The organism is Streptosporangium sp. NPDC050148, from assembly GCF_055586505.1.
In genome coordinates this window covers 80,150-100,091 of sequence record NZ_JBVJIA010000024.1, presented here as the reverse complement: position 1 = coordinate 100,091, position 19,942 = coordinate 80,150, and the positions used below count along the sequence as shown (strand labels likewise).

The following is a 19,942-nucleotide window of genomic DNA, read 5'->3' as shown; positions in this document are numbered from 1 at the left end:
TGTGGTCCGGGACGTGGTGCCCGTGGTGCGGGACGCGGTCGTGCGGGTCCGCGGGGTGGTGCCCGTGGTACGCGACGCCGTGCTCCGGCTGCGGGTGGCGGTACCGGTGGTCTTGGACGCGGTGCCCGCGGTGCGCGAGGCGGGCGTCCTGGTCCGGGACGCGGTGCCCGTGGTGCGGGACGCGGTGGTGCGGGTCCGCGGGCTGGTGCCCGAGGCCCGGGTGGCCGCCGTCCTGGTCCGGGACGTGGTGCCGGTCGCGCCTGAGGCGGTGCCCGCGGCGCGGGTGGCGGGTGTCCTGGTCCGGGACGTGGTGCCCGTGGTGCGGGACGCGGTCGTGCGGGTCCGCGGGGTGGTGCCCGTGGTACGCGACGCCGTGCTCCGGCTGCGGGTGGTGGAGCTCCCGGAGGCGGTCCCCGTGGTCTTGGACGTGCCGCTTCTCGTGCGGGAGGTGGTGCTCCGTCCGCCCGAGGCCGAAGCCGCCGTCCGGGTGGTCCCGCTCGCACGGGAGGCCGTGCCCGTCGCCCGGGAGGTGGAACCCCCGGTGCGGGAGGCGGCCCCCGTCGTACGGGACGCCGAACCGCTCGTCCGGGAACCGGTGCTCGCGCTGCCGCCGCTGCTCGTCGTGCTGCGGGACGCCGTGGACGGTGAGGTCCTGGACGCCGTGCCGCCGGACGACCGCGAGGCGGTGCCGCGCGAGGTGGTGCGGGAGGCGGACCCTCCGGTGCGGGACGCGGATCCCGTGGAGCCGGACCCGGTCATCGCGGAGATCGGGTTCATGCTCTGCGCGGCGGACGCGATGGAGCTCGCGGCCCGGGAGGCGCCGGAGGACCGGCCCCTTCCCCGTGCGCGCTGGGCTATCAGCGTCCCCACCCCGATGGCGGCCGCCACCGGCCACTCGATCAGTCCCACCACCGCGAGGGCGCCGAGCCCTCCGTAGTAGGCGATGCGTTCGGCCGGAGGGAGGAACGATGTGGCGGTTTCAGTGGCCTGAGCCGCCCCCCGGGTGTCGACACGTGGCATGCGGACGTTCGGGGGTCGGAGCTGCACGGTCAGCATCGGAAGCTTGAGCGTTAGCGAGTTGCCGTCGCGCTTCCGTTCCGTCGTTGCATTGGTGGCTGATGCGGTCGGTCTCGACGCCGTACGGGCGCGGGAGCGACTCGCCTGAGTTACTGCCATGATCCCTCCTCATGGGAACCGAGGGAAGGTGCGGATGGAGCCCGCAGGAGGTTGATCACGCCTTCTACGTGCGGTTATATGGCACGACTGCCATTCTCATAATCTTCCTCGTATTAGAGCCGCGAAACTCGCACCAGTCCTTGAATCGGATGTTAGGGGATGAATCTCCGGTCAATCGCACCCTTCTTGTGTCGTTCCAGGAGAGATACGGCTTGAACTCGTGATGGGACTGCGCGCGCGGACGGACCCCGTCACGACGCGTCGCGACGCGTCGCGGCGCGTCGCGGCGTCACGGTGCGCGGACGCGGAGGCCGTCCCCGCGCTCGGCCGGTCCGCGGGACGCGTCTACTCTGAAACCCGTTCCATCGAGGAGGACGGATGCTGAAGGGCGTGCTGATCGACTGGGGTGGCGTGCTGACCGTCGGTCTCTCCCAGGCGGTCGCGGAGTGGATCGTCGACGAGAGGCTCGACGCGACCCACTACCGGCAGGTGATGAGCGAGCTGATATCACACGCGTACGAGGGCTCGGAGAACGGGGAGAACGCGATCCACGCGCTGGAGCGCGGTGAGATGTCCGGGCTGGACTTCGAACGTCACCTCGCCGACAGGCTGGTCACCACGGACGGCGTGCCGCCGGAGGCCGAGGGGCTGCTGTCCCGGATGTTCTCCCGCTTCCACCGGGTCGAGCCGATGTACGAGATGCTCCGCGCGGTCCGCGCAGCCGGGTTGCGGACCTGCCTGCTCTCCAACTCCTGGGCGAACGAGTACCCCCGGGAGGGCTGGGACGACGTCTTCGACGAGGTGGTCATCTCCGGCGAGATCGGCATGCGCAAGCCCGAGGCGAGGATCTTCGAGCACGCGCTCGGCAGGCTCGGCCTGGCCGGTGAGGAGTGCGTGTTCGTCGACGACATCGAGACGAACATCGAGGCGGCCCGGCGGCTCGGCATCGTCGGCGTGCACCACCGCGAGCCCGACCTCACCATCGCCGAGCTGGAGCGCCTGCTCCGGATCCCGCTGCGCTGAGCCGTCCACCAGGGCGGTCGTCACCGCGGATCCCGCTGCGCTGAGCCGTCCACCAGGGCGGTCGTCACCGCGGATCCCGCCGTGCCGAGCCGTCCACCAGGGCGGTCGTCACCGCGGGTCCCGCTGCGCCGAGCGGTTCGCACGGGCGGTCATCACCGGGACTCGCCGGTACTGGCACACTCGATGGGTGAATCGGTGCCGAACCGGCGCCGACGTGGGAGAGACAGATCGAGGCATGGATGCGCGTCTACCTGCCGTGCACGCTCCCGGCGCTGGCCCGCGTGGCCACCGCGGGGGAGCTCGGCCCGGCCCCGCTGACCGGTTACGCGGTGACCCCCGCGCTGATCGAGTGGTACGTCTCGGGTGACACCGAGGAACTGGAGTACGTGGCCCTGACCGAGGCGGCCAGGGCCTCGCTGCGGATGCTGGCGGCCGACCGCGCGGACGGGGTCGAGGTCGCCGCCCGGCGGGTCGTCGTGGCCGTCGACGTACCGGACGGCGACGTCACCGTCCGGGCGGACCTGGAGGAGCGCGCCCGGGTACGGCTGGACGCGGCGGTGCCGTCGGCGCGGATCGCCGCCGTCCACGTGGACGAGCCCGAGGCGGTGAAGGACGTCGAGGCCGCCATCGCGGCGCTGCCCGCGGCCGACCTCGGCGACGACGACGCCCGGTTCACCGTGGACGGCGCCGAGGCCAACGAGCTCCTCTGGTACGCCACCCAGGAGATCCCCGACCTGATCGGCTGACCGCGCCCCTCCCGGGGCTTTGGCTATTCTTGACGGCATATGAGACACATCGTGTGGGATTGGAACGGCACGCTTTTTCATGACATCGACGCTGTCGTCGGTGCCACGAACGCGGTGTTCGAGCCGTACGGGCTGGGCTCCTACGACGCCGATCGCTTCCGTGCCGTCTACACGCGCCCGATCTGGGCCGCCTACGAGCGCATGCTCGGGCGTCCCCTCCGCGAGGGCGAGTGGGAGGCGCTCGACCTCGGCTTCCATGACAACTACCACCGGCTGATGCTGGAGTGCGGACTGGCCGAGGACGCGCTCTCCACCCTGGACGCCTGGAAGGCCACGGGGGGCCGGCAGTCGCTGCTGTCCATGTGGGCGCACGAGCGGCTGGTCCCCAAGGTCGCCGAACTCGGCATCGACCACCACTTCACCCGGATCGACGGCCTGCGCGGCGTCCCCGGGGGGCACAAGGCCGAGTGGATGGTGGCCCACCTCGCCGCGCTCGGCGTCGACCCGGCCGACGTCCTGGTGATCGGTGACAGCCTGGACGACGCGCACGCCGCCCGGCACGTCGGCGCGCGGGCGGTGCTCTACACCGGTGGCATGACCAGCCGGGCCGACCTGGCGGCCTGCGGGGTGCCGGTCGTCGACACCCTCGCGAACGCCCTGGACCACGCCTAGCGACATACCCCGGTCCTGGTCCCGACCCCGGCCCCGACTCCGACTCCGACTCCGGCGCAGGTCCCGGTCCCGGGAGGCCCGGGACCGGTACGGCCGCCACCGGTGCCCGCTCGGTGTCGGGAAACATCCGGAAACAGGATGGTTTCAGCATCGGAGGCGGTCGCCGGGCGCCCCGGGCCGTACCCTGGGCATCCGCATCCTCTCCGGGAGGCCCCCGATCAACCGCCTCGTTCTGTGGAACATCGACCTCACCCTGGTGGACGTCTCCATCGTCACCCGTGAGGCGTACGCGGAGGCGTTCCGTGCCGTCACCGGACGTCCCCTGGTCAAGCTGACCCAGCCCAACGGCCGCCCGGACTCGGAGATCGTCTTCGAGATGCTCGCCATCAACGGGATCGTCGCGAGCGACGAGCACCTGCCCAGGTTCCTCGACGCGCTGGCCGCGGCCTTCGGAGCCCGGCGCAGGCGCCTGGCCGAGGAGGGCAGGATGATGGCCGGGGCCCGCGACGCGCTCAAGGCGGTGGCGAGGCTCGACGGAGTGGTCCAGTCGGTGCTCACCGGAACGATCAAGAGCAACGCCGCGCACAAGCTGGCCGCGTTCGGCCTCGACAGGTACGTCGACATCGAGATCGGCGGTTACGGCGAGGAGGTCTATCCCAAGGCCACGCTGCTGCAGGTCGCGCAGGGCCGTGCCGGTCGCCGGCACGGGACGGTCTTCGACGGGCGCAACACCGTGCTGATCGGCGACTCGGCCAGGGACGTCCAGGCGGCCAGGATCGCCGGGGCCTCGATGATCGGCGTGGCCTCGGGCAGGTCCCTCCCGGCCGAGCTGCACGAGGCCGGGGCCGACGTGGTCCTGCCCGACCTCTCCAACTCCTCCGAGGTCGTCGCCGCCGTCGCGAGCCTCACCTCTCCGGCCCGCGGCGCCGGCCGTTTCCCCGCGGGCCGCTGACCTGGCCGGACTCTCCTACGTGGGCCTCCCACACGCTCCGGGTGCGCGCTGTGTGGACCCGGGGGATGACATTCGGGTGGGGCGCCGAGAGGATGGGGGCATGGTTGAGGAAGGTGCGCTGCTCTGGGAGCCGTCCCCGGAGGTCGTGAAGAACGCCAGGATCACCCGCTACATGCGATGGCTGGGCCGCAGCGCCGACTACGAGGCGCTGTGGCTGTGGTCGGTGGAGGCGCCGGCCGAGTTCTGGACGTCGATCTGGGACTACTTCAAGGTCGTGGGGGAGCGCGGCCACGGGCCGGTCCTGTCGGGGGAGATGCCCGGGGCGGAGTGGTTCGGCGGATCGACGCTGAACTACGCGGCCAACGCGCTGCGCAGGGCCGCGACCGAGCCGGAACGGCTCGCGGTGATCTTCCGTGACGAGGCGGGCGGGCGGCGGGAGCTCACCCTGGGCGAGCTGGCCGAGGAGGTGGCGCGGGTCCGCGCGGGCCTGGCCGCGCTGGGCGTCGGGCGCGGTGACCGGGTCGCGGCCTACCTGCCGAACATCCCCGAGACCCTGGTCGCCTTCCTGGCCACCGCCTCCCTGGGGGCGATCTGGTCCTCCTGCTCGCCCGACTTCGGCGCGCCCAGCGTGATCGACCGCTTCACCCAGATCGAGCCGAAGGTGCTCCTCGCGGTCGACGGCTACGACTACAACGGCAGGCACTACGACCGCGGCGCCGTCGTGGAGGACATCGCCGCCCGGCTGCCCACCCTGGTGGCACGGGTACGCGTCCCGTCCACGAGCACCCCCGCCCCCCCGGACGACGTCCCGGAGGCCGGCTCCGGGACCCGTACCCTGGACTGGGCCGCGCTGCGCGCGGACACGGCGCCGCTCGCGTTCGAGCCGGTGCCGTTCGGTCACCCGCTCTGGATCGTCTACTCCTCGGGCACCACCGGGCTGCCCAAGCCGATCGTGCACGGCCACGGCGGCGTGGTGCTCGAACACCTCAAGGCCCTCTCCTTCCACCAGGACCTGGGCGAGGACGACGTCTTCTTCTGGTACACCACCACCGGCTGGATGATGTGGAACTACCTCATCGGCGGCCTGCTGGTCGGCTCGACGGTGGTGCTCTACGACGGGTCGGCGACCCATCCGGGGACCGACGCGCTCTGGCGGCTGGCCGCGGAGGAGGGGGTCACCTACTTCGGCACGGGCGCACCGTACATGATCGCGTCCATGAAGGCCGGTCTGCGGCCGTCGGGCCTGGACCGGCTGCGGGGGCTCGGCTCCACGGGCTCGCCGCTGCCGCCCGAGGGCTTCGCGTGGGTGCACGACGCGCTCCCCGAGGTCCAGCTCGGCTCGTTCTCCGGGGGCACCGACGTGTGCACCGGTTTCGTGGGAGCCGTCCCGCTGCTCCCGGTACGGGCAGGCGTGATCCCCTGCCGCTGCCTGGGGGCGAGGGTCGAGTCCTTCGACCCGTCGGGCAAGCCGGTGGTCGGGGAGGTCGGCGAGCTGGTGCTGACCCTGCCGATGCCGTCGATGCCGGTGATGTTCTGGAACGACCCCGACGGGTCGCGCTACCGGGACAGCTACTTCTCCGAGTATCCGGGCGTCTGGCGGCACGGTGACTGGATCAAGGTCCTTCCCGACGGGGGCTGCGTCATCTACGGCCGGTCCGACTCGACCCTGAACCGGGGCGGGGTGCGGATGGGCACCAGCGAGTTCTACCGCGTGGTCGAGCGCTTCGAGGAGATCGCCGACAGCCTGGTGATCGACACCGGGCAGCTCGGCCAGGAGGGGCGCCTGCTGCTGTACGTGACCATGACCGAAGGCGCCGTCCTGAGCGACGAACTCGTCCTGCGCCTGCGCAGGGAACTGAAGGAGGCGCTCTCCCCGCGCCACGTGCCGAACGAGATCGTCGAGGTTCCCGGCATCCCGCGCACCCTCAGCGGCAAGAAGCTGGAGGTGCCCGTCCGCAAGATCCTGCTCGGCGTCCCCCCGGAGAAGGCCGCGAACCTCGACGCCATGGCCAACCCCGAGGTGCTGTCGCACTTCCTGCCGTCCGAGGGGTGAACCCTTTCCGGGAACCCCGGCCCCCGGGCCCCGGTCAGATGCCCTGGGGCAGGCGGAACAGGCGGCCGGGGTCGTAGGCGGCCTTGACGCGGGCCAGGCGGGCGGCGTTGGGCCCGTAGTAGGCCGAGCGCCAGCCGGAAAGGCCCGCGTCGACGTAGTTGACGTAGGCGTGGTCGCCGAAGTGGGGCCGCATCGCCGCCCGCGCGGTCCTGGTCCAGGTCGCGGCCCCGGCGCGGTGGGCGTAGTACTGCACGCTGTAGAGGGCGGCCCGGTGCGGGAAGGCCGTGGCGTCGGGGCGGACCCGGGCGACGGCGCCGCCCAGGGCGTCCAGCAGCACGGTGTGCTCACCGGCGCGGGCGACCTGGGCGACCAGCGTCCTGGCCCCGCCCTCCGAGAGCGGCCGGTAGGCCATGTGCGACGCGGCCGAGAACCTGTCCCGCGACAGCCGCCCGCCCCGGGTCTGCCCCGGCAGCGATCCGCCCAGGTGGCACTGGCTGACCGAGAGCGACCCGCAGCCCGCCATGGTCAGCATGGCCTGCCGGTAGGAGGTCCGGCGGACGAGACTGGACGACGGTGAGCCGGCCGCGTCGGCCAGCCGGTCGAGCAGCCGCTCGCAGCCGTCCCTGCCGCCCAGGTAGAGGCCGACGACCTGCACGTCCATGCCACCGTCGCGGCTGAGGTGCATGCCCGACCACATCGCGTCCGGTGCCGAGGGCGCCCACGCCTGCCAGGCGCGCAGCGCCCGGACCGCCCTCGACCACGGCCAGTGCAGGAAGAACACGGTGACCTCGCGGGCCGGGTGGGTGCGGAACTCGAAGGAGACGGCCACCCCCAGGTTGCCGCCCCCGCCGCCGCGCGAGGCCCAGTACAGGTCGGGGTGGTGGTCCGCGTCGCAGGTCAGCAGCCGCCCGTCGGCGGTGGCGATCCGGACCGACTCCATCACGTCACAGGTCAGGCCGTACCTCCTGGAGACGACCCCGATCCCGCCGCCCAGGGCCAGCCCGCTCACCCCGACCGTGGCGCAGGTCCCGGCGGGGACGCTCACCCCGCTCGCGGCCAGCCTGTCGTAGACGTCGACGAGCCTGGCACCCGCACCGACGGTGGCCCGTCCGGAGGCGTGGCGCACCGTGTTCAACCGGGAGACGTCCACGACCAGGCCGGTCCCGGTGGACCAGCCGGCGTAGGAGTGCCCGCCGGACCGCACGGCCAGCGGCACGTTCAGCCGCCGCGCGAACCCGACGCACTCGGCGACGTCGGACGGGTCGGCGCAGTAGGCGACGCCCGCGGGCCGTACCGCGTCGAAGGCGGGGTTGAACAGCCGCCGCGCCCTGTCGTACGTGGCGTCGCCCGGCCGGACGAGCGAGCCCTCCAGCCCTTCGGCCAGCGCCCGCCAGTCCGCGGGCCGCGGCGCGCCGCCGGTCCGCGTCGAGGCGCGGCCGGGCGTGCCGCCGGCTCCCCGATGCGGACCGGCGGCTCCACCGGACGTGCCGCCCGCGCCCGGGGCGGGTGTGCCCGAGGTGCCGAGCCCGGTGCCGAAGGCGAGGGCGGCCAGGCCGCCGGTCCGCAGGAACGCCCGCCTGTCCGGAGGGATCCGCATGTCGTTCTCCCCGAGGGTCCGTGTCAACTGCTCGATAGGACGACCGATCCGCCGATCCGGTTGGCCACATTCGCATCACCCTTCGCCCGATGTCCCCGGCGGGTCGCCCGGCCGTCCCGGGTCGGCGGGTGATCCCGGTGCTTCCTTCGGGGCGTCCGGACGTCCCGGCGGGGGTGGTTCACACCCCCTGTGCCACGCGCAGCGCCAGCGCCGGGCACATCTCGACGGCCCTGCGCGCCATCCGCCGGAACTGGGCGGGCACGGTGTCCCGGCCGAACACCGGGTAGCCGTGCTCGTCGAGGTGGACCAGGTCGGGGGCGAGCTGGGCGCACAGGCCGTGGCCCTGGCAGCGGGTCCAGTCCACGGTCAGCCTCACCTCCGGCTCGTTCTCCTGCGGCGGCAGCGGGAGCACCCCGTGCACCGGGCGCCCGCAGGTGCCGTGCAGCAGGTGCTCCTCGATGTCGTCGGGGAAGGCGTCCAGGGCCGAGAGCACGAACCGGGAGGTCCCGTCGGGGTGGAAGCAGGCGCCCCTGCCCTTGACCCCCGCCGCCCTGACCCGCAGCTCGTCCAGGGCCGTGGCCGACCCGGCCATGACCTCGGCCAGCGACTGCGCCACGTCCGGCAGGCCCAGGCGGCACGGGCCGCACTGGCCCGAGGACTGCGCGGCCAGGTAGCGGGCGACCCTGACCGTCTCGCCGATCGGGCAGGTCTCCCCGCCGAGCGGCACGATGATCCCGGCGCCGAGCTGGCCGCCCGCCTCGGCGATGCCCTGGCGGGAGACGGTCGCCACGGCCGCGGCGTCCGCGGACAGCCACGCGCCGTGGTACCCGCCGACCAGCACGCCGTCGCCGGTGGTGGCCTTGCAGGCGTCCAGGACGGCGTACAGCGGGGTGCCGGTCGCGACCTCGACGACGGCCGGTGCCTTGGCCGACCCGCCGACGGTGAGCAGGACCGTCCCGGGCTCGCGCGCGGTGCCGACGTCGGCGTAGCGCTCCGCGCCCAGGGTGGCCAGGACGGCGAGCTGGGCGTAGGTCTCGGCGTTGGACAGCAGCGTGGGCAGGCCGTTGACACCGCTCTCCACGGCCCTGACCTTGCGGCCCGGCGGCTCCCCGATCTGCCCGTTCACCGACCGGACCAGGGCGCCGCCCTCGCCGGAGATGAACCGCTCGACGATGCCCGCGACCCGGACCTGGTGGCCGATGCCGCGCTCCTCGACCGCGGCGGACACCGACGCGTGGCCCATGCCGCCCGCGACGGTGGCGATCACCACCTGCTTGGCGCCGATCGCGTTCGCCGCGAGCAGGGCGCCCTCGATGACCAGGTGCGGGGTCCGGGTGAGCAGCATGGTGTCCTTGCTGCTCGCCGGTTCGCCCTCGGCCGCGTTGACCAGGACGATCTTGTCGGCCTTCTTGCCCATCACCGCGCGGAGCTTGCGGGCGAAGGGGAACGCCGCGCCGCCCCGGCCGCGCATGTCCACCTCGTCGGCCAGCGAGGCCAGGTCCTCGCCGCTCATCGCCGGCGCGGTGCCGTGCATGTCGCGGTGGGCCGCCAGGTCCATCCTGCGGCAGTCCTCCAGCCCGGCCGTCAGCCGGGCCGGTCCGAGCTGCCGGACGGGAGGGACGCGGTAGGGGATCATCGGCGGCGCCGGGTCGGCCGAGGCGGCCGAGGCCGCCGGGCCCGTCATGCCGGTCAGCCCCGTCAGGGGCGTCACGGTCGTCGTGTTCCTCTTGGTCAAAGTGATCATCGAACACCTCCGGTGGAGAGACGCTGGGGTCCGGCCGTGGGGGAGGTCGTCACCCGACGCCTCCGACGCGACGGAGTTCCGGCGGGTCCTCGCGCGCCTGGCGCGGGATACGGCCGACGATGCTCGTGGGCGGGGTCAGCTCCGCGACGGCGGGCGGCTCCACCACGATCTCCTCGCGCACCGGGATCTCCCTGGGCTGCAGCTCGGAGATCACCCGGATCAGCAGGGCCGCTCCCACCGCGACCAGGCAGACCACGTAGCTCCAGGTCACCCACTCGGCGGGACGGCGGCCCGCGGTGAGGCCGTGCAGCACCGACAGCGGCCACGCCAGGTAGGCCGAGCCGTGCAGCAGCCGCCACATCCACGGCCTGCGGTTGTCGGCGAACCTGGCCCGGGCGACGCCGGTGAGGAAGACCAGGATCATCAGGTCGGAGGCGACGGCCCCGAAGCCGACGTAGAGGCTCTGGCCGCTCACACCCAGCGGCAGCACGACGGACGCGAGAGAGGTCCTGCTTTCGATGATCTTCATGATGACGTGCAGGGCGAGGAAACCCATGCCGAGCATGGCCGCGGCCCGATGGGCGAGCTGGGAGCGGATCCTGCCGATGACGGGAAGCACGATCCGGTCGGCCGAGAGCAGGCCGAGCGCCACGGTCGTGGTGAGCGACACCAGGGCGATCACGCCCGAGAAGAACGAGAAGACTCCGCGGACCGTGGCGGCGGCCTGCATGCCGGGCGCGGTCCGCCCGAGCATGAGAAGGCCGACCACGGAGACCGTGATCGCGACACCGAGACCGATCCTGGAGGGCCTCTCGTCGAGGCGTATTCCGGCCTCCGACCGGGTGTGTCGCGGAGTCCGTCTGTTACCCACCTATTGCTCCTGTCTGCGAAGCGGCTCGACGGCGTGTACGTGCAAGGGGAAGGACCCCCATACCGCGGATGCCGCTCCCCGTCCTCGCGGGATCGTGGAAGAGGCGCGAGGACGGGGAGCGGCGGTCCCGGGCGGGGGCGTCAGCAGCGACGGCCCCGGTTGATGCAGTCGACTGCGAACCTCATGAGCCGCTCGGGCATCACGTTCGCGAAGTCGGCGTGGTCGGTGACGGGATTGTGGCGCTGCTCGGGGAAGGCGTCCAGCGCGAAGGACGGGGTGCGCGGCGTGGAGTAGACCAGGGTCATCCGCAGCTGCGGGATCGCCCGGGTGCCGGACGGGCAGTTGCCGCCCGCGTCGGGGAAGAGCACGTGCGTGCGGTGGTTGGCGCTGTCGTTGTTCTGGCCGTCCCAGCAGCTGGGGAAGTCCAGGATCCGCACGAGCTGGCTGCCGCGGGGGCAGAGCGGGTACTTGGTGGTGATCCGGTCGGTGAAGCCGGTGCAGCTCCACTTGGCCAGGGCGTTGGCGCCGCCGTTCGTGGCGGCCTTGGCGTCACCGGTGAGGATCCTGATGAAGCGCGGCATGGCGGTCACCCTGGAGACCGGGTTGCCGCGGAACTGCAGGTTCACCTGACGGGCCCGCATGATGGTGCCCACGTTGCCGTCGGGGTCGTCGGCGTTGGCGTCGGAGGTGCGGTCGCGCAGGACCGGCCAGAAGTACGTCGAGCGGTCCCCGAAGGCGCACGTGGTGCCCGCGGCCGCGAGCGACTGGTCGGTGCTGAACGCGTCGGTCGACAGGTTGCCGACGTAGTCGTGGATGTGGTGGGCGCCGTTGCTGACGCCGGGGGCCACGATGAAGTTGTCGGGGTTGCGGTGGCCGTTGCCGTTCGTGCCGCAGCGGGAGGTGAAGGTGCCGCGCGAGCCGCCGCGCCGCGTCCGGGGCTCCTGGACGTTGCGCTGGACCTGCCGGATGTCGATGAAGTCCTCGGGGAACGGGCCGAGGTCGGCGCACTCCTCCTCGTCCCCGCCCGGCGCGGGGCTCTCGGTGGGGGCGGGCGTCTCGGCGGGCGGTGCGTCGGTGGGGGCCGGGCTCGGCGACCTCGTGGGCCGACGGCGGGAGGTGTCCTGGTTCCGGCGCTGGTCCTGCTCCTGCACGCCCTGCTGGTCCTGGTCCTGGTCCTGGCCCTGGCCCTGCTGGTCGCCGTCCGGTTCGGGGGCGGGCGGCTCGGTGGGGGACGCCGGGACGGCGGCTCCGGCCGGGGGAGGCACGTCGGCCCCCTGCTGGTCCTGGCCCTGCTGGTCCTGCGCGGGCCGGTCCTGGGCCGGCGGGTTCTCGGCAGGGGGGTCCTGCGCGGGGGGCGCCTGCTCCTGGTCCTGGCCCTGCTGGTCCTGGCCCTGCTGGTTCTGGCCCTGCTGGTCCTGAGGTGGCTGGTTCTGGTCCTGCTGCGCGGGCGGGTTCTCGGCCGGCGCGTCCTGCTGCCCCTGGCGGTTCTGCCGGTTCTGCTGGTTCTGGGCCTGCTCGGCGGGGTCGCAGTGGTCACCGTAGGCGGGGGGCGTGCTCGCCACCGTGAACGTGACGGTGGTGAGCGTGCCGGCGGCGAGTGCCAGCGCCGACAGGGAGACGAGCGAGCGTTTCATGCGTTTCAAGCGTGTTCTCTCCTCACAGGTGTGTCGAGAGCGGCCGCGACGGGCGGCGGCGGCGAGGGCACCGGGGGCTCGGGCAGGGCCGAGTAGTCGACGAGCCCGGTGCTCTCCAGCAGGGTCATGTGCTTCATGACCACATCCACGGCCCGCTGGGCGAATGCCCGGACCAGGTCGTTGCGGGTGCCGGCGCGTACCGCGGCGACCACCGTGAAGACCTTTCCGTGGGCCTTGCGCAGCAGGTCGGCGAAGAGCAGGTCGTACTCGGCGCCGGCCGGGACGGCCGCGAGTTGCGCCATCCACTTCTGCTGGTCGGCGCTGGCCTGGCTGGGCAGCGTCACGTTCAGCTTGGCGGCGAGGGCGCGCACCTCCTCGTCGAGCTTGAGGTGGTCGGTCATCAGGTGCATGCCCACCTCCTTGACCCGTTTGCTCGCGGCCCGCTGCTGGGCCTGCTGGCCGCTGGGGATCTCCCAGAGCCCGGCCTGCCTGACCTTGATCAGCAGATCGCGGTCGGCCGGACCCAGGGGCCCCTGCGGGGTCTGGGTCCAGCCCTCGGTAGCCAGGGAGGGGGAGCCGCCGGGCGGCGTGATCAGGACGACCGCCACCGCGGCGACCGCGATGAAGACCCCGAACAGCAGGGGTTCGCCGTTCTTGAAGCGGCGGAACAGTGATCTGAACATGACCCGGCTTCCGCTCTCAGATGACGGCCGTCACCGGGGCCGTCCCGGCGTCCGGCGTGGTGGCCGACGTGCCGTTCCGCCCGGGCCGGGCCGAACGCGCAAGGAGGAGGACGGGTCCGACCGGCCACGGGATGTGCCGCTCTGCCATGCCGTTTCCTTTCCCCGAGGCCCGCCGGTGCGGGCGCACTTGGTGGGAGGTACGCGGCGCTCGCCGGGGTGGTTCACAGGAAGTGATGAGATAGTTAGAAATGACTGGAGTTGTGCGAGTTGCAGACGTGACGCATAACGAAGGTGTAAAGATGTGCCCGTGCGTCGTCAACTCGACAGTCGTTTCGAGAGCACGGACACCGATGTCGTCCTGGTAGAGGACTTGTACCGGGAGTTCGGTGTCCCACTGCTCCGGCATGTTCGCAAGGCCACAGGCAACGACCTGCAGTGGGCGGAGGACGTCGTCCAGGAGACGCTCGTCCGCGCCTGGCGTAACGCAGGGAGGTTGCAACGAGAGCCCGGCCTGTTGTGGGCCTGGCTCCTCACCGTCGCCCGCCGTATCGTCATCGACGGTCGTCGCAGGCGAGGGACGAGACCACAGGAGGTCGAACCGGCCGACGCCAACGCCGTACCGGTCCCCGACGGGGCGGATCGCGCGCTCGAGGCGATGATCGTCGCCGAGGCGCTCCGTGAATTGTCACCAGAACACCGCGAAGTCATCGAGCAGACGTACCTACAGGACCGTACGATTAACGAAGCGGCGGAGATCCTCGGAATTCCGCCGGGTACGGTCAAGTCTCGGCTCTACTACGGGATCCGAGCTCTCCGCAAGGTCCTGAAGGAGAGAGGTGTCGCGAGCTGATGTTGCCCTCCCCGCATCATGACGTGGCGGCGTACGCCCTCGGTGTGCTCGACGACGAGGACCACGAGGCCTTCGAACGCCATCTCATGGAGTGCGAGGAGTGCCAGATCGAGCTCCGGGAGCTGAGCGAGGTTCCCGGCCCGCTCGACGCACTGCGACGGGACCGCTCCAACTCGCGGGACGACGACCGGACGTCACATTGACGTTTCATTGGTTTTCGGGTGGTATCAGGGACGGTGGTGCATTCCGGTCAACGAGGACCGGGACTGACGGCCACTGGAGGTGCCGTGCCGCGGGCCATGCCCGATGGGCGGAGCACGGACCGCGAGGTCCGGCCCGCCGGGCGACAGGCCGCGGGCGAGACCGGACTCGCCCGGCTGCGCCACGACCTCTCCGGACCGACCCTGTGGGATGATCGCCGTACCGCGGTCTCGCGGGAGGGACCGGCCCTGTCCGACCGGAGGACCCGCCGTTCTCCGCAGGCCGTGGCCACGAACCGTGTTTCCCGCGTTTCCCGCGTTTCCTACCTTTCCGACGTTACCGACGTTTCCGACGACGAACCGCGGCGGCCGGCCGTGAACCCGCCGGCCCTCCACGACGGAGCGGTCACCCCGCACCGGGCGCCCCGCGTCCCGGTGCCCGAAGATCCGGGAACGCCCGGCGGCCCGGCAAGGCTCGACGGGCCGGCAGGGCTCAACAGGCCCGCAGGGCTTGGGAACCCGGCAGGGCTCACGAGGCCCACAGGTCTTGAGAACCCGGCAGGGCTCACGAGGCCGGCAGGGCTCGAAAGTCCGGAAACACCAGATGAATCAGGAACGCCGGAAGCGTTCGGCACGTCCGACACGCGGCCCGACGTGGACGTCGCGGCCCGCCCGATGCGCGCGACGGCATCACCTTCTCCGGGACGGGCACCATGAGTCCGGTCATGGATTCCCATCAGAACATGCAAAATCCCTCACAAAGGAGTGAGAGCGACATGCCGCTCGACGAGGCCAAGGACGAGCTGCTGAGGAGTGCCGCCGAGACGTGCGCGCGCACCCCGGGCAGCGACCACGCGAGCGTGGAGGAGGTGCTCGCCTTCCTGCGGCGCTACTACCGGCATGTCGCCCCGGAGGACCTGCTCGGCCGCGAGCCGGCCGAGGTGTACGGGCCGGCGCTGGCCCAGCGGCGGCTCGCCGCGACGCGCCCCCAGGGACGCGCCCTGGTGCGCGCCTCCACGCCGGAGCCGGGCGAGCACGGCCGCGACGCCGACATCTCCGTGGTGGAGATCGTCACCGACGACATGCCCTTCCTCGTCGACTCGGTGACGATGGAGCTCGACCGCCACGGCATCGCCGTCCACCTGGTCGTCCACCCGCAGATGCGGGTGCGCAGGGACATGACCGGCACGCTGCTGGACGGCGACCGGCAGGACGTCACCGGGCAGGTGCTCGCCGAGTCCTGGATGCGCCTGGAGATCGACAGGCAGTCCGACCCCGAGGTCCTCAGGCGGATCGAGACCGACCTGCAGCGCGTCCTGGAGGACGTGCGCAACGCCGTCGAGGACTTCACCAAGATGCGGGCCATCGCGCTGCGCACCGCCGAGGACGTCGAGGCCCACCCGCCGCCCCTGGACCCGGCGGGCGTGGAGGACAGCCTGGAGCTGATGCGCTGGCTGGCCGACGGGCACTTCACCTTCCTCGGCTACCGCGAGTACCGCCTGGAGGAGAGCGAGGGCGGCGACAGGCTGCACCCGCTGCCCGGGACCGGGCTGGGCATCCTCCGCCACGACAGCACCGACTCCGGAAGCTTCGCCGCGCTCCCGCCGGAGCTGCGCGCCAAGGCCCGCGAGAAACAGCAGATGCTGATCATCACCAAGGCCAACACCCGCGCCACCGTCCACCGCCCGGCCTACCTCGACTACGTCGGCGTGAAGCTCTTCGACGCCTCCGGCGAGGTCGTCGGCGAGCGGCGCTTCCTGGGCCTGTTCACCCACGTGGCCTACAACGAGTCCATCTCGCGGGTGCCGGTGCTGCGGCGCAAGCTGGCCGAGGTGCTCGTGCTCGCCGGCCTGGACGCCGACAGCCACGACGGCAAGGACCTCATCGAGATCCTGGAGACCTTCCCCCGCGACGAGCTCTTCCAGACCTCGGTGGAGCAGCTGCTGCCGATCGCGCTGGGCGTCCTGCGGCTCCGCGAGCGCAAGCAGGTCAAGCTCTTCCTGCGCCCGGACGACTACGGCCGTTACATCTCCTGCCTGGTCTACCTGCCGCGCGACCGCTACACCACCAAGATCCGCCTCAAGATGCAGGAGATCCTGCTCCGGGCACTGGGCGGCACCTCCTTCGACTACAGCGCCATGATCGGCGAGTCGGCCCTGGCCAGGCTGCACGTGGTGGTGCGCGGCGAGCGCGGCAGGCCGCTGGCACTGGACGCGGTGAACGTCGAGGAGCTGGAGGCCAGGCTGGCCGAGGCCACGAAGTCCTGGGAGGACGACCTGGCCACCGCGATCGCCGAGCTCTGCCCCGAGCAGGACGCGCCCGCGCTGACCCGCCGCTACGCCGCGGCCTTCCCCGAGGGCTACAAGGCCGACTTCCCGCCCCGGACCGCGGTCGCCGACCTGCGCCGCCTGGAGGAGCTGGCCGCCTCCGGCGACGAGATCGGGATGAACCTGTACGAGCCCTACGACGCCTCCGAGGGGGACCGCCGCTTCAAGGTCTACCGCATCGGCGCGCCGGTCTCCCTGTCGCACGTGCTGCCGCTGCTGCAGCGGATGGGCGTGGAGGTGGTCGACGAGCGGCCGTACGCGATCGACCGGGACAACGACCCGGCCACCAAGGACGCCTGGATCTACGACTTCGGCCTGCGCCACACGCCCTCGCCCGAGGTGGACAGGGACGAGTTCAAGCGGCTCTTCCAGGACGCGTTCGGCGCCCTGTGGGCCGGGCGGGTGGAGAGCGACGGCTTCAACGGGCTCGTCCTGGCCGCCGGGCTGACCTGGGAGCAGGCCGAGATCCTGCGGGTCTACGCCAGGTACCTGCGCCAGGCCGGCACCGCGTTCAGCCAGGAGTACATCGAGCGGGTGCTGACCGGCAACGTGCGGATCGCCCGCCTGCTGGTCCGGCTGTTCGACGCCAGGCTCAACCCCCGCCGCCCGGCCGAGGTCCGCGCGGACCTGGCCGAGGCGCTGCGCGAGGAGATCCTCGCCGCCCTGGACGACGTGGCCTCCCTGGACGAGGACCGGATCCTGCGGACCTACGTGGAGATGATCGGGGCCACGCTCCGGACCAACTACTTCCAGACGGCCGACGGCGCCCGCAAGCCGTACGTCAGCCTGAAGTTCGACTCGCCGTCGATCAGCGCGCTGCCGCTGCCCCGGCCGAGGTTCGAGGTGTTCGTCTACTCGCCCCGGGTCGAGGGCGTGCACCTGCGCTTCGGCAAGGTCGCGCGCGGCGGGCTGCGCTGGTCGGACCGGATGGAGGACTTCCGCACCGAGGTGCTCGGGCTGGTGAAGGCGCAGATGGTGAAGAACACCGTCATCGTCCCCACCGGCTCCAAGGGCGGCTTCGTGGTGAAGAACCCGCCCAGGTCCGGCTCGCGCGAGGACGTGCTGGTCGAGGGCATCGCCTGCTACCGGATGTTCATCTGCGGCCTGCTCGACATCACCGACAACCTCGTCGACGGCGCGGTGGTCCCGCCCGCCGACGTGGTCAGGCACGACGAGGACGACACCTACCTGGTGGTCGCCGCCGACAAGGGCACCGCGACGTTCTCCGACATCGCCAACGGCGTGGCCAAGGAGTACGGCTTCTGGCTCGGCGACGCCTTCGCCTCGGGCGGTTCGATCGGCTACGACCACAAGGCCATGGGCATCACCGCGCGGGGTGCCTGGGAGTCGGTCAAGTACCACTTCCGCACGATCGGCGTGGACGTGCAGACCACCGACTTCACCGTGGCCGGCATCGGCGACATGTCCGGAGACGTGTTCGGCAACGGCATGCTGCTGTCGGAGCACATCCGGCTGGTCGCCGCCTTCGACCACCGGCACGTCTTCGTCGACCCCGACCCCGACGCCGCCCGCGGCCACGCCGAGCGTTCCCGGCTGTTCGCGCTGCCGCGCAGTTCCTGGGCGGACTACGACGCCTCGCTCATCTCCGCGGGCGGCGGCGTCTGGCCCCGTACGGCCAAGTCGATCCCGGTCTCGCCGCAGATGCGCGCCGCGCTCGGCATCGACGGCGAGGTGACGTCGCTGGCCCCGGCCGACCTGATCAGCGCGATCCTGCGGGCCCCGGTCGACCTGCTGTGGAACGGCGGCATCGGCACCTACGTCCGCGCCTCCACCGAGTCCAACGCCGACGTCGGCGACAAGGCCAACGACGGCCTGCGGATCACCGCGGCCGAGCTGCGCTGCAAGGTGATCGGCGAGGGCGGCAACCTGGGCTTCACCCAGCCGGCCAGGATCGAGTTCGCGCGGGGCGGCGGGCTGGTCAACACCGACTTCATCGACAACTCCGCCGGGGTGGACACCTCCGACCACGAGGTGAACATCAAGATCCTGCTGGACCGGGCGGTCCGCGACGGCGAGCTCACCGACTCCGAGCGCAACCAGCTCTTCCTCGACATGACCGACGAGGTGGCCGGGCTCGTCCTGCGCGACAACTACGACCAGAACGTGGTGCTGGCCGCGGCCCGCGCCCAGGCCCCCGAGATGCTGCACATCCACGCCCGCCAGCTGCGCAGGCTGGAGCGGGCCGGGCTGCTCAACCGGGAGCTGGAGGCCCTGCCGTCGGACAAGATGCTCGCCGAGCGGCGCCAGGCCCGGCTCGGGCTGACCGCGCCGGAGTTCTCGGTGCTGCTGGCCTACACCAAGCTGGTCACCGACGCCGAGATCCTCGCCTCGGACCTGCCCGACGACCCCTACCTGGCCTCCTGGCTGGTCTCCTACTTCCCCTCGGCGCTGCGCGACCGGCTGCGCACCTACATGGACTCCCACCCGCTGCGCAGGGAGATCATCACCACCGGCGTGGTGAACGACCTGGTCAACTCCAGCGGGACCACCTTCATGTTCCGGCTGGGCGAGGAGAGCGGGGCCTCCAGCCCGGACATCGCCCGCGCCTACCTGGTCACCCGCGAGGTCTTCGACATGCCGAGCCTGTGGCGCCGGATCGAGGAGCTGGACAACAGGGTCGACACCGCCACGCAGATCGCGATGGAGCTAGAGGCGCGCAAGCTCGTCGAGCGGGGCACCCGGTGGCTGCTGGGCAACCGGCGCCCGCCGCTGGACCTGGCCTCCACCGTCGGCTTCTTCGCCAAGGGCATGAACGGCCTGCTGCCGCACCTGCCCAAGCTGCTGACCGGGTCGGACCTGTCGGCGTTCGAGGAGCGGCGCGACGGCTTCGTCGCCCGGGGCGTCCCGGCGGACCTGGCCGAGCGGGTGGCCGCGATGGTGCCCGCCTACTCCACGTTCGACCTGGTCGAGGTGGCCTCGCGGACCGGCCGCCCGGTGCACGACGTCGCCGAGGTCTACTTCGACCTCGCCGACCGGCTCCAGCTGGCCCGGCTGCGCGAGCGGGTGGTCGCGCTGCCCAGGGACAGCCGCTGGAACTCGATGGCGCGGGCCGCGCTCCGCGACGACCTGTACGCCGCGCACGCGGCGCTCACCCACGACGTCGTGACGCACAGCACGCCGGGGCTGTCGCCGGAGGAGCGCCTGGCGCGCTGGACCGAGGCCAACTCGGCGGCGGTCGCGCGGGCCCGGCAGACCCTGTCGGAGATCTGGGAGAGCGACACCTTCGACCTGGCGACCCTGTCGGTGGCGCTGCGTGCGATCCGCACCCTGGTGGCCACCATCAACCTGCCGCACGCCGGGGCCTGACGGCACCGGCGGGCCCGGGGGGGGGGGGGGGCGGGGGGCGGGGGGGGGGGGGGGGGGGGGGGGGGGGGGGGGGGGGGGGGCTGGGTG

The 19,942-nt window shown here is 72.2% G+C and carries 14 protein-coding genes; 9 read left to right on the top strand and 5 right to left on the bottom strand.

Features of this window, described 5'->3' with window-relative positions; genetic code table 11:
- The 6 genes from ACZ6RT_RS25845 to ACZ6RT_RS25820 form a co-directional block, all read left to right on the top strand.
- The coding region (locus ACZ6RT_RS25845; protein WP_470156676.1) for a hypothetical protein at window positions 1-937 on the top strand (937 nt) is incomplete at its 5' end.
- A 617-nt stretch (window positions 938-1,554) separates the two neighbouring features.
- Complete coding sequence (locus ACZ6RT_RS25840) at window positions 1,555-2,199, top strand: HAD family hydrolase (protein WP_470156675.1); 645 nt, start codon at window positions 1,555-1,557, stop codon at window positions 2,197-2,199.
- A 239-nt stretch (window positions 2,200-2,438) separates the two neighbouring features.
- Window positions 2,439-2,945, top strand: a complete 507-nt coding sequence (locus ACZ6RT_RS25835) for a DUF6912 family protein (RefSeq protein ID WP_399186009.1) — start codon at window positions 2,439-2,441, stop codon at window positions 2,943-2,945.
- A gap of 39 nt (window positions 2,946-2,984) precedes the next feature.
- Window positions 2,985-3,617, top strand: coding sequence for an HAD family hydrolase (locus ACZ6RT_RS25830; protein ID WP_399186010.1), 633 nt, complete (start codon window positions 2,985-2,987; stop codon window positions 3,615-3,617).
- A gap of 217 nt (window positions 3,618-3,834) precedes the next feature.
- Window positions 3,835-4,569: an HAD family hydrolase gene (locus tag ACZ6RT_RS25825; protein ID WP_470156709.1), complete on the top strand. Its 735-nt coding sequence runs from the start codon at window positions 3,835-3,837 to the stop codon at window positions 4,567-4,569.
- A gap of 100 nt (window positions 4,570-4,669) precedes the next feature.
- Window positions 4,670-6,622 carry an acetoacetate--CoA ligase gene (locus ACZ6RT_RS25820; RefSeq protein WP_470156672.1) on the top strand — a complete coding sequence of 651 codons (1,953 nt, stop codon included), beginning with the start codon at window positions 4,670-4,672 and terminating at the stop codon, window positions 6,620-6,622.
- Window positions 6,623-6,656: 34 nt separating this feature from the next.
- On the opposite strand, the gene ACZ6RT_RS25815 is transcribed toward ACZ6RT_RS25820, so the two are convergent.
- The 5 genes from ACZ6RT_RS25815 to ACZ6RT_RS25795 form a co-directional block, all read right to left on the bottom strand.
- Complete coding sequence (locus ACZ6RT_RS25815; RefSeq protein ID WP_470156670.1) at window positions 6,657-8,219, bottom strand: FAD-binding oxidoreductase; 1,563 nt, start codon at window positions 8,217-8,219, stop codon at window positions 6,657-6,659.
- Window positions 8,220-8,397: 178 nt separating this feature from the next.
- Window positions 8,398-9,963 (bottom strand): NADH-ubiquinone oxidoreductase-F iron-sulfur binding region domain-containing protein, encoded by a 1,566-nt coding sequence (locus ACZ6RT_RS25810; protein WP_470156668.1) that lies wholly within the window; start codon window positions 9,961-9,963, stop codon window positions 8,398-8,400.
- 49 nt (window positions 9,964-10,012) lie between these two features.
- On the bottom strand, window positions 10,013-10,834 hold the full coding sequence (locus ACZ6RT_RS25805; protein WP_399186014.1) for a hypothetical protein: 822 nt from the start codon (window positions 10,832-10,834) through the stop codon (window positions 10,013-10,015).
- Window positions 10,835-10,974: 140 nt separating this feature from the next.
- Complete coding sequence (locus ACZ6RT_RS25800) at window positions 10,975-12,468, bottom strand: DUF1996 domain-containing protein (protein ID WP_470156666.1); 1,494 nt, start codon at window positions 12,466-12,468, stop codon at window positions 10,975-10,977.
- Window positions 12,469-12,473: 5 nt separating this feature from the next.
- Window positions 12,474-13,151 carry a DUF4142 domain-containing protein gene (locus tag ACZ6RT_RS25795; protein WP_470156664.1) on the bottom strand — a complete coding sequence of 226 codons (678 nt, stop codon included), beginning with the start codon at window positions 13,149-13,151 and terminating at the stop codon, window positions 12,474-12,476.
- A 307-nt stretch (window positions 13,152-13,458) separates the two neighbouring features.
- Here ACZ6RT_RS25795 and ACZ6RT_RS25790 point away from each other — a divergent pair, with 307 nt between their 5' ends.
- From ACZ6RT_RS25790 to ACZ6RT_RS25780, 3 genes are all read left to right on the top strand, one after another.
- A complete protein-coding gene (locus tag ACZ6RT_RS25790) occupies window positions 13,459-14,001 on the top strand; it encodes a sigma-70 family RNA polymerase sigma factor (protein WP_470156662.1) in 543 nt (180 codons plus the stop codon).
- Entirely contained in the window at window positions 14,001-14,204 is a 204-nt protein-coding gene (locus ACZ6RT_RS25785; RefSeq protein WP_470156660.1) for a zf-HC2 domain-containing protein, read from the top strand. Before ACZ6RT_RS25790 ends, ACZ6RT_RS25785 begins: the two co-directional genes overlap by 1 nt.
- Before the next feature lie 773 nt (window positions 14,205-14,977).
- Entirely contained in the window at window positions 14,978-19,855 is a 4,878-nt protein-coding gene (locus ACZ6RT_RS25780; protein WP_470156658.1) for an NAD-glutamate dehydrogenase, read from the top strand.
- The last annotated feature ends 87 nt before the right edge of the window (window positions 19,856-19,942 follow it).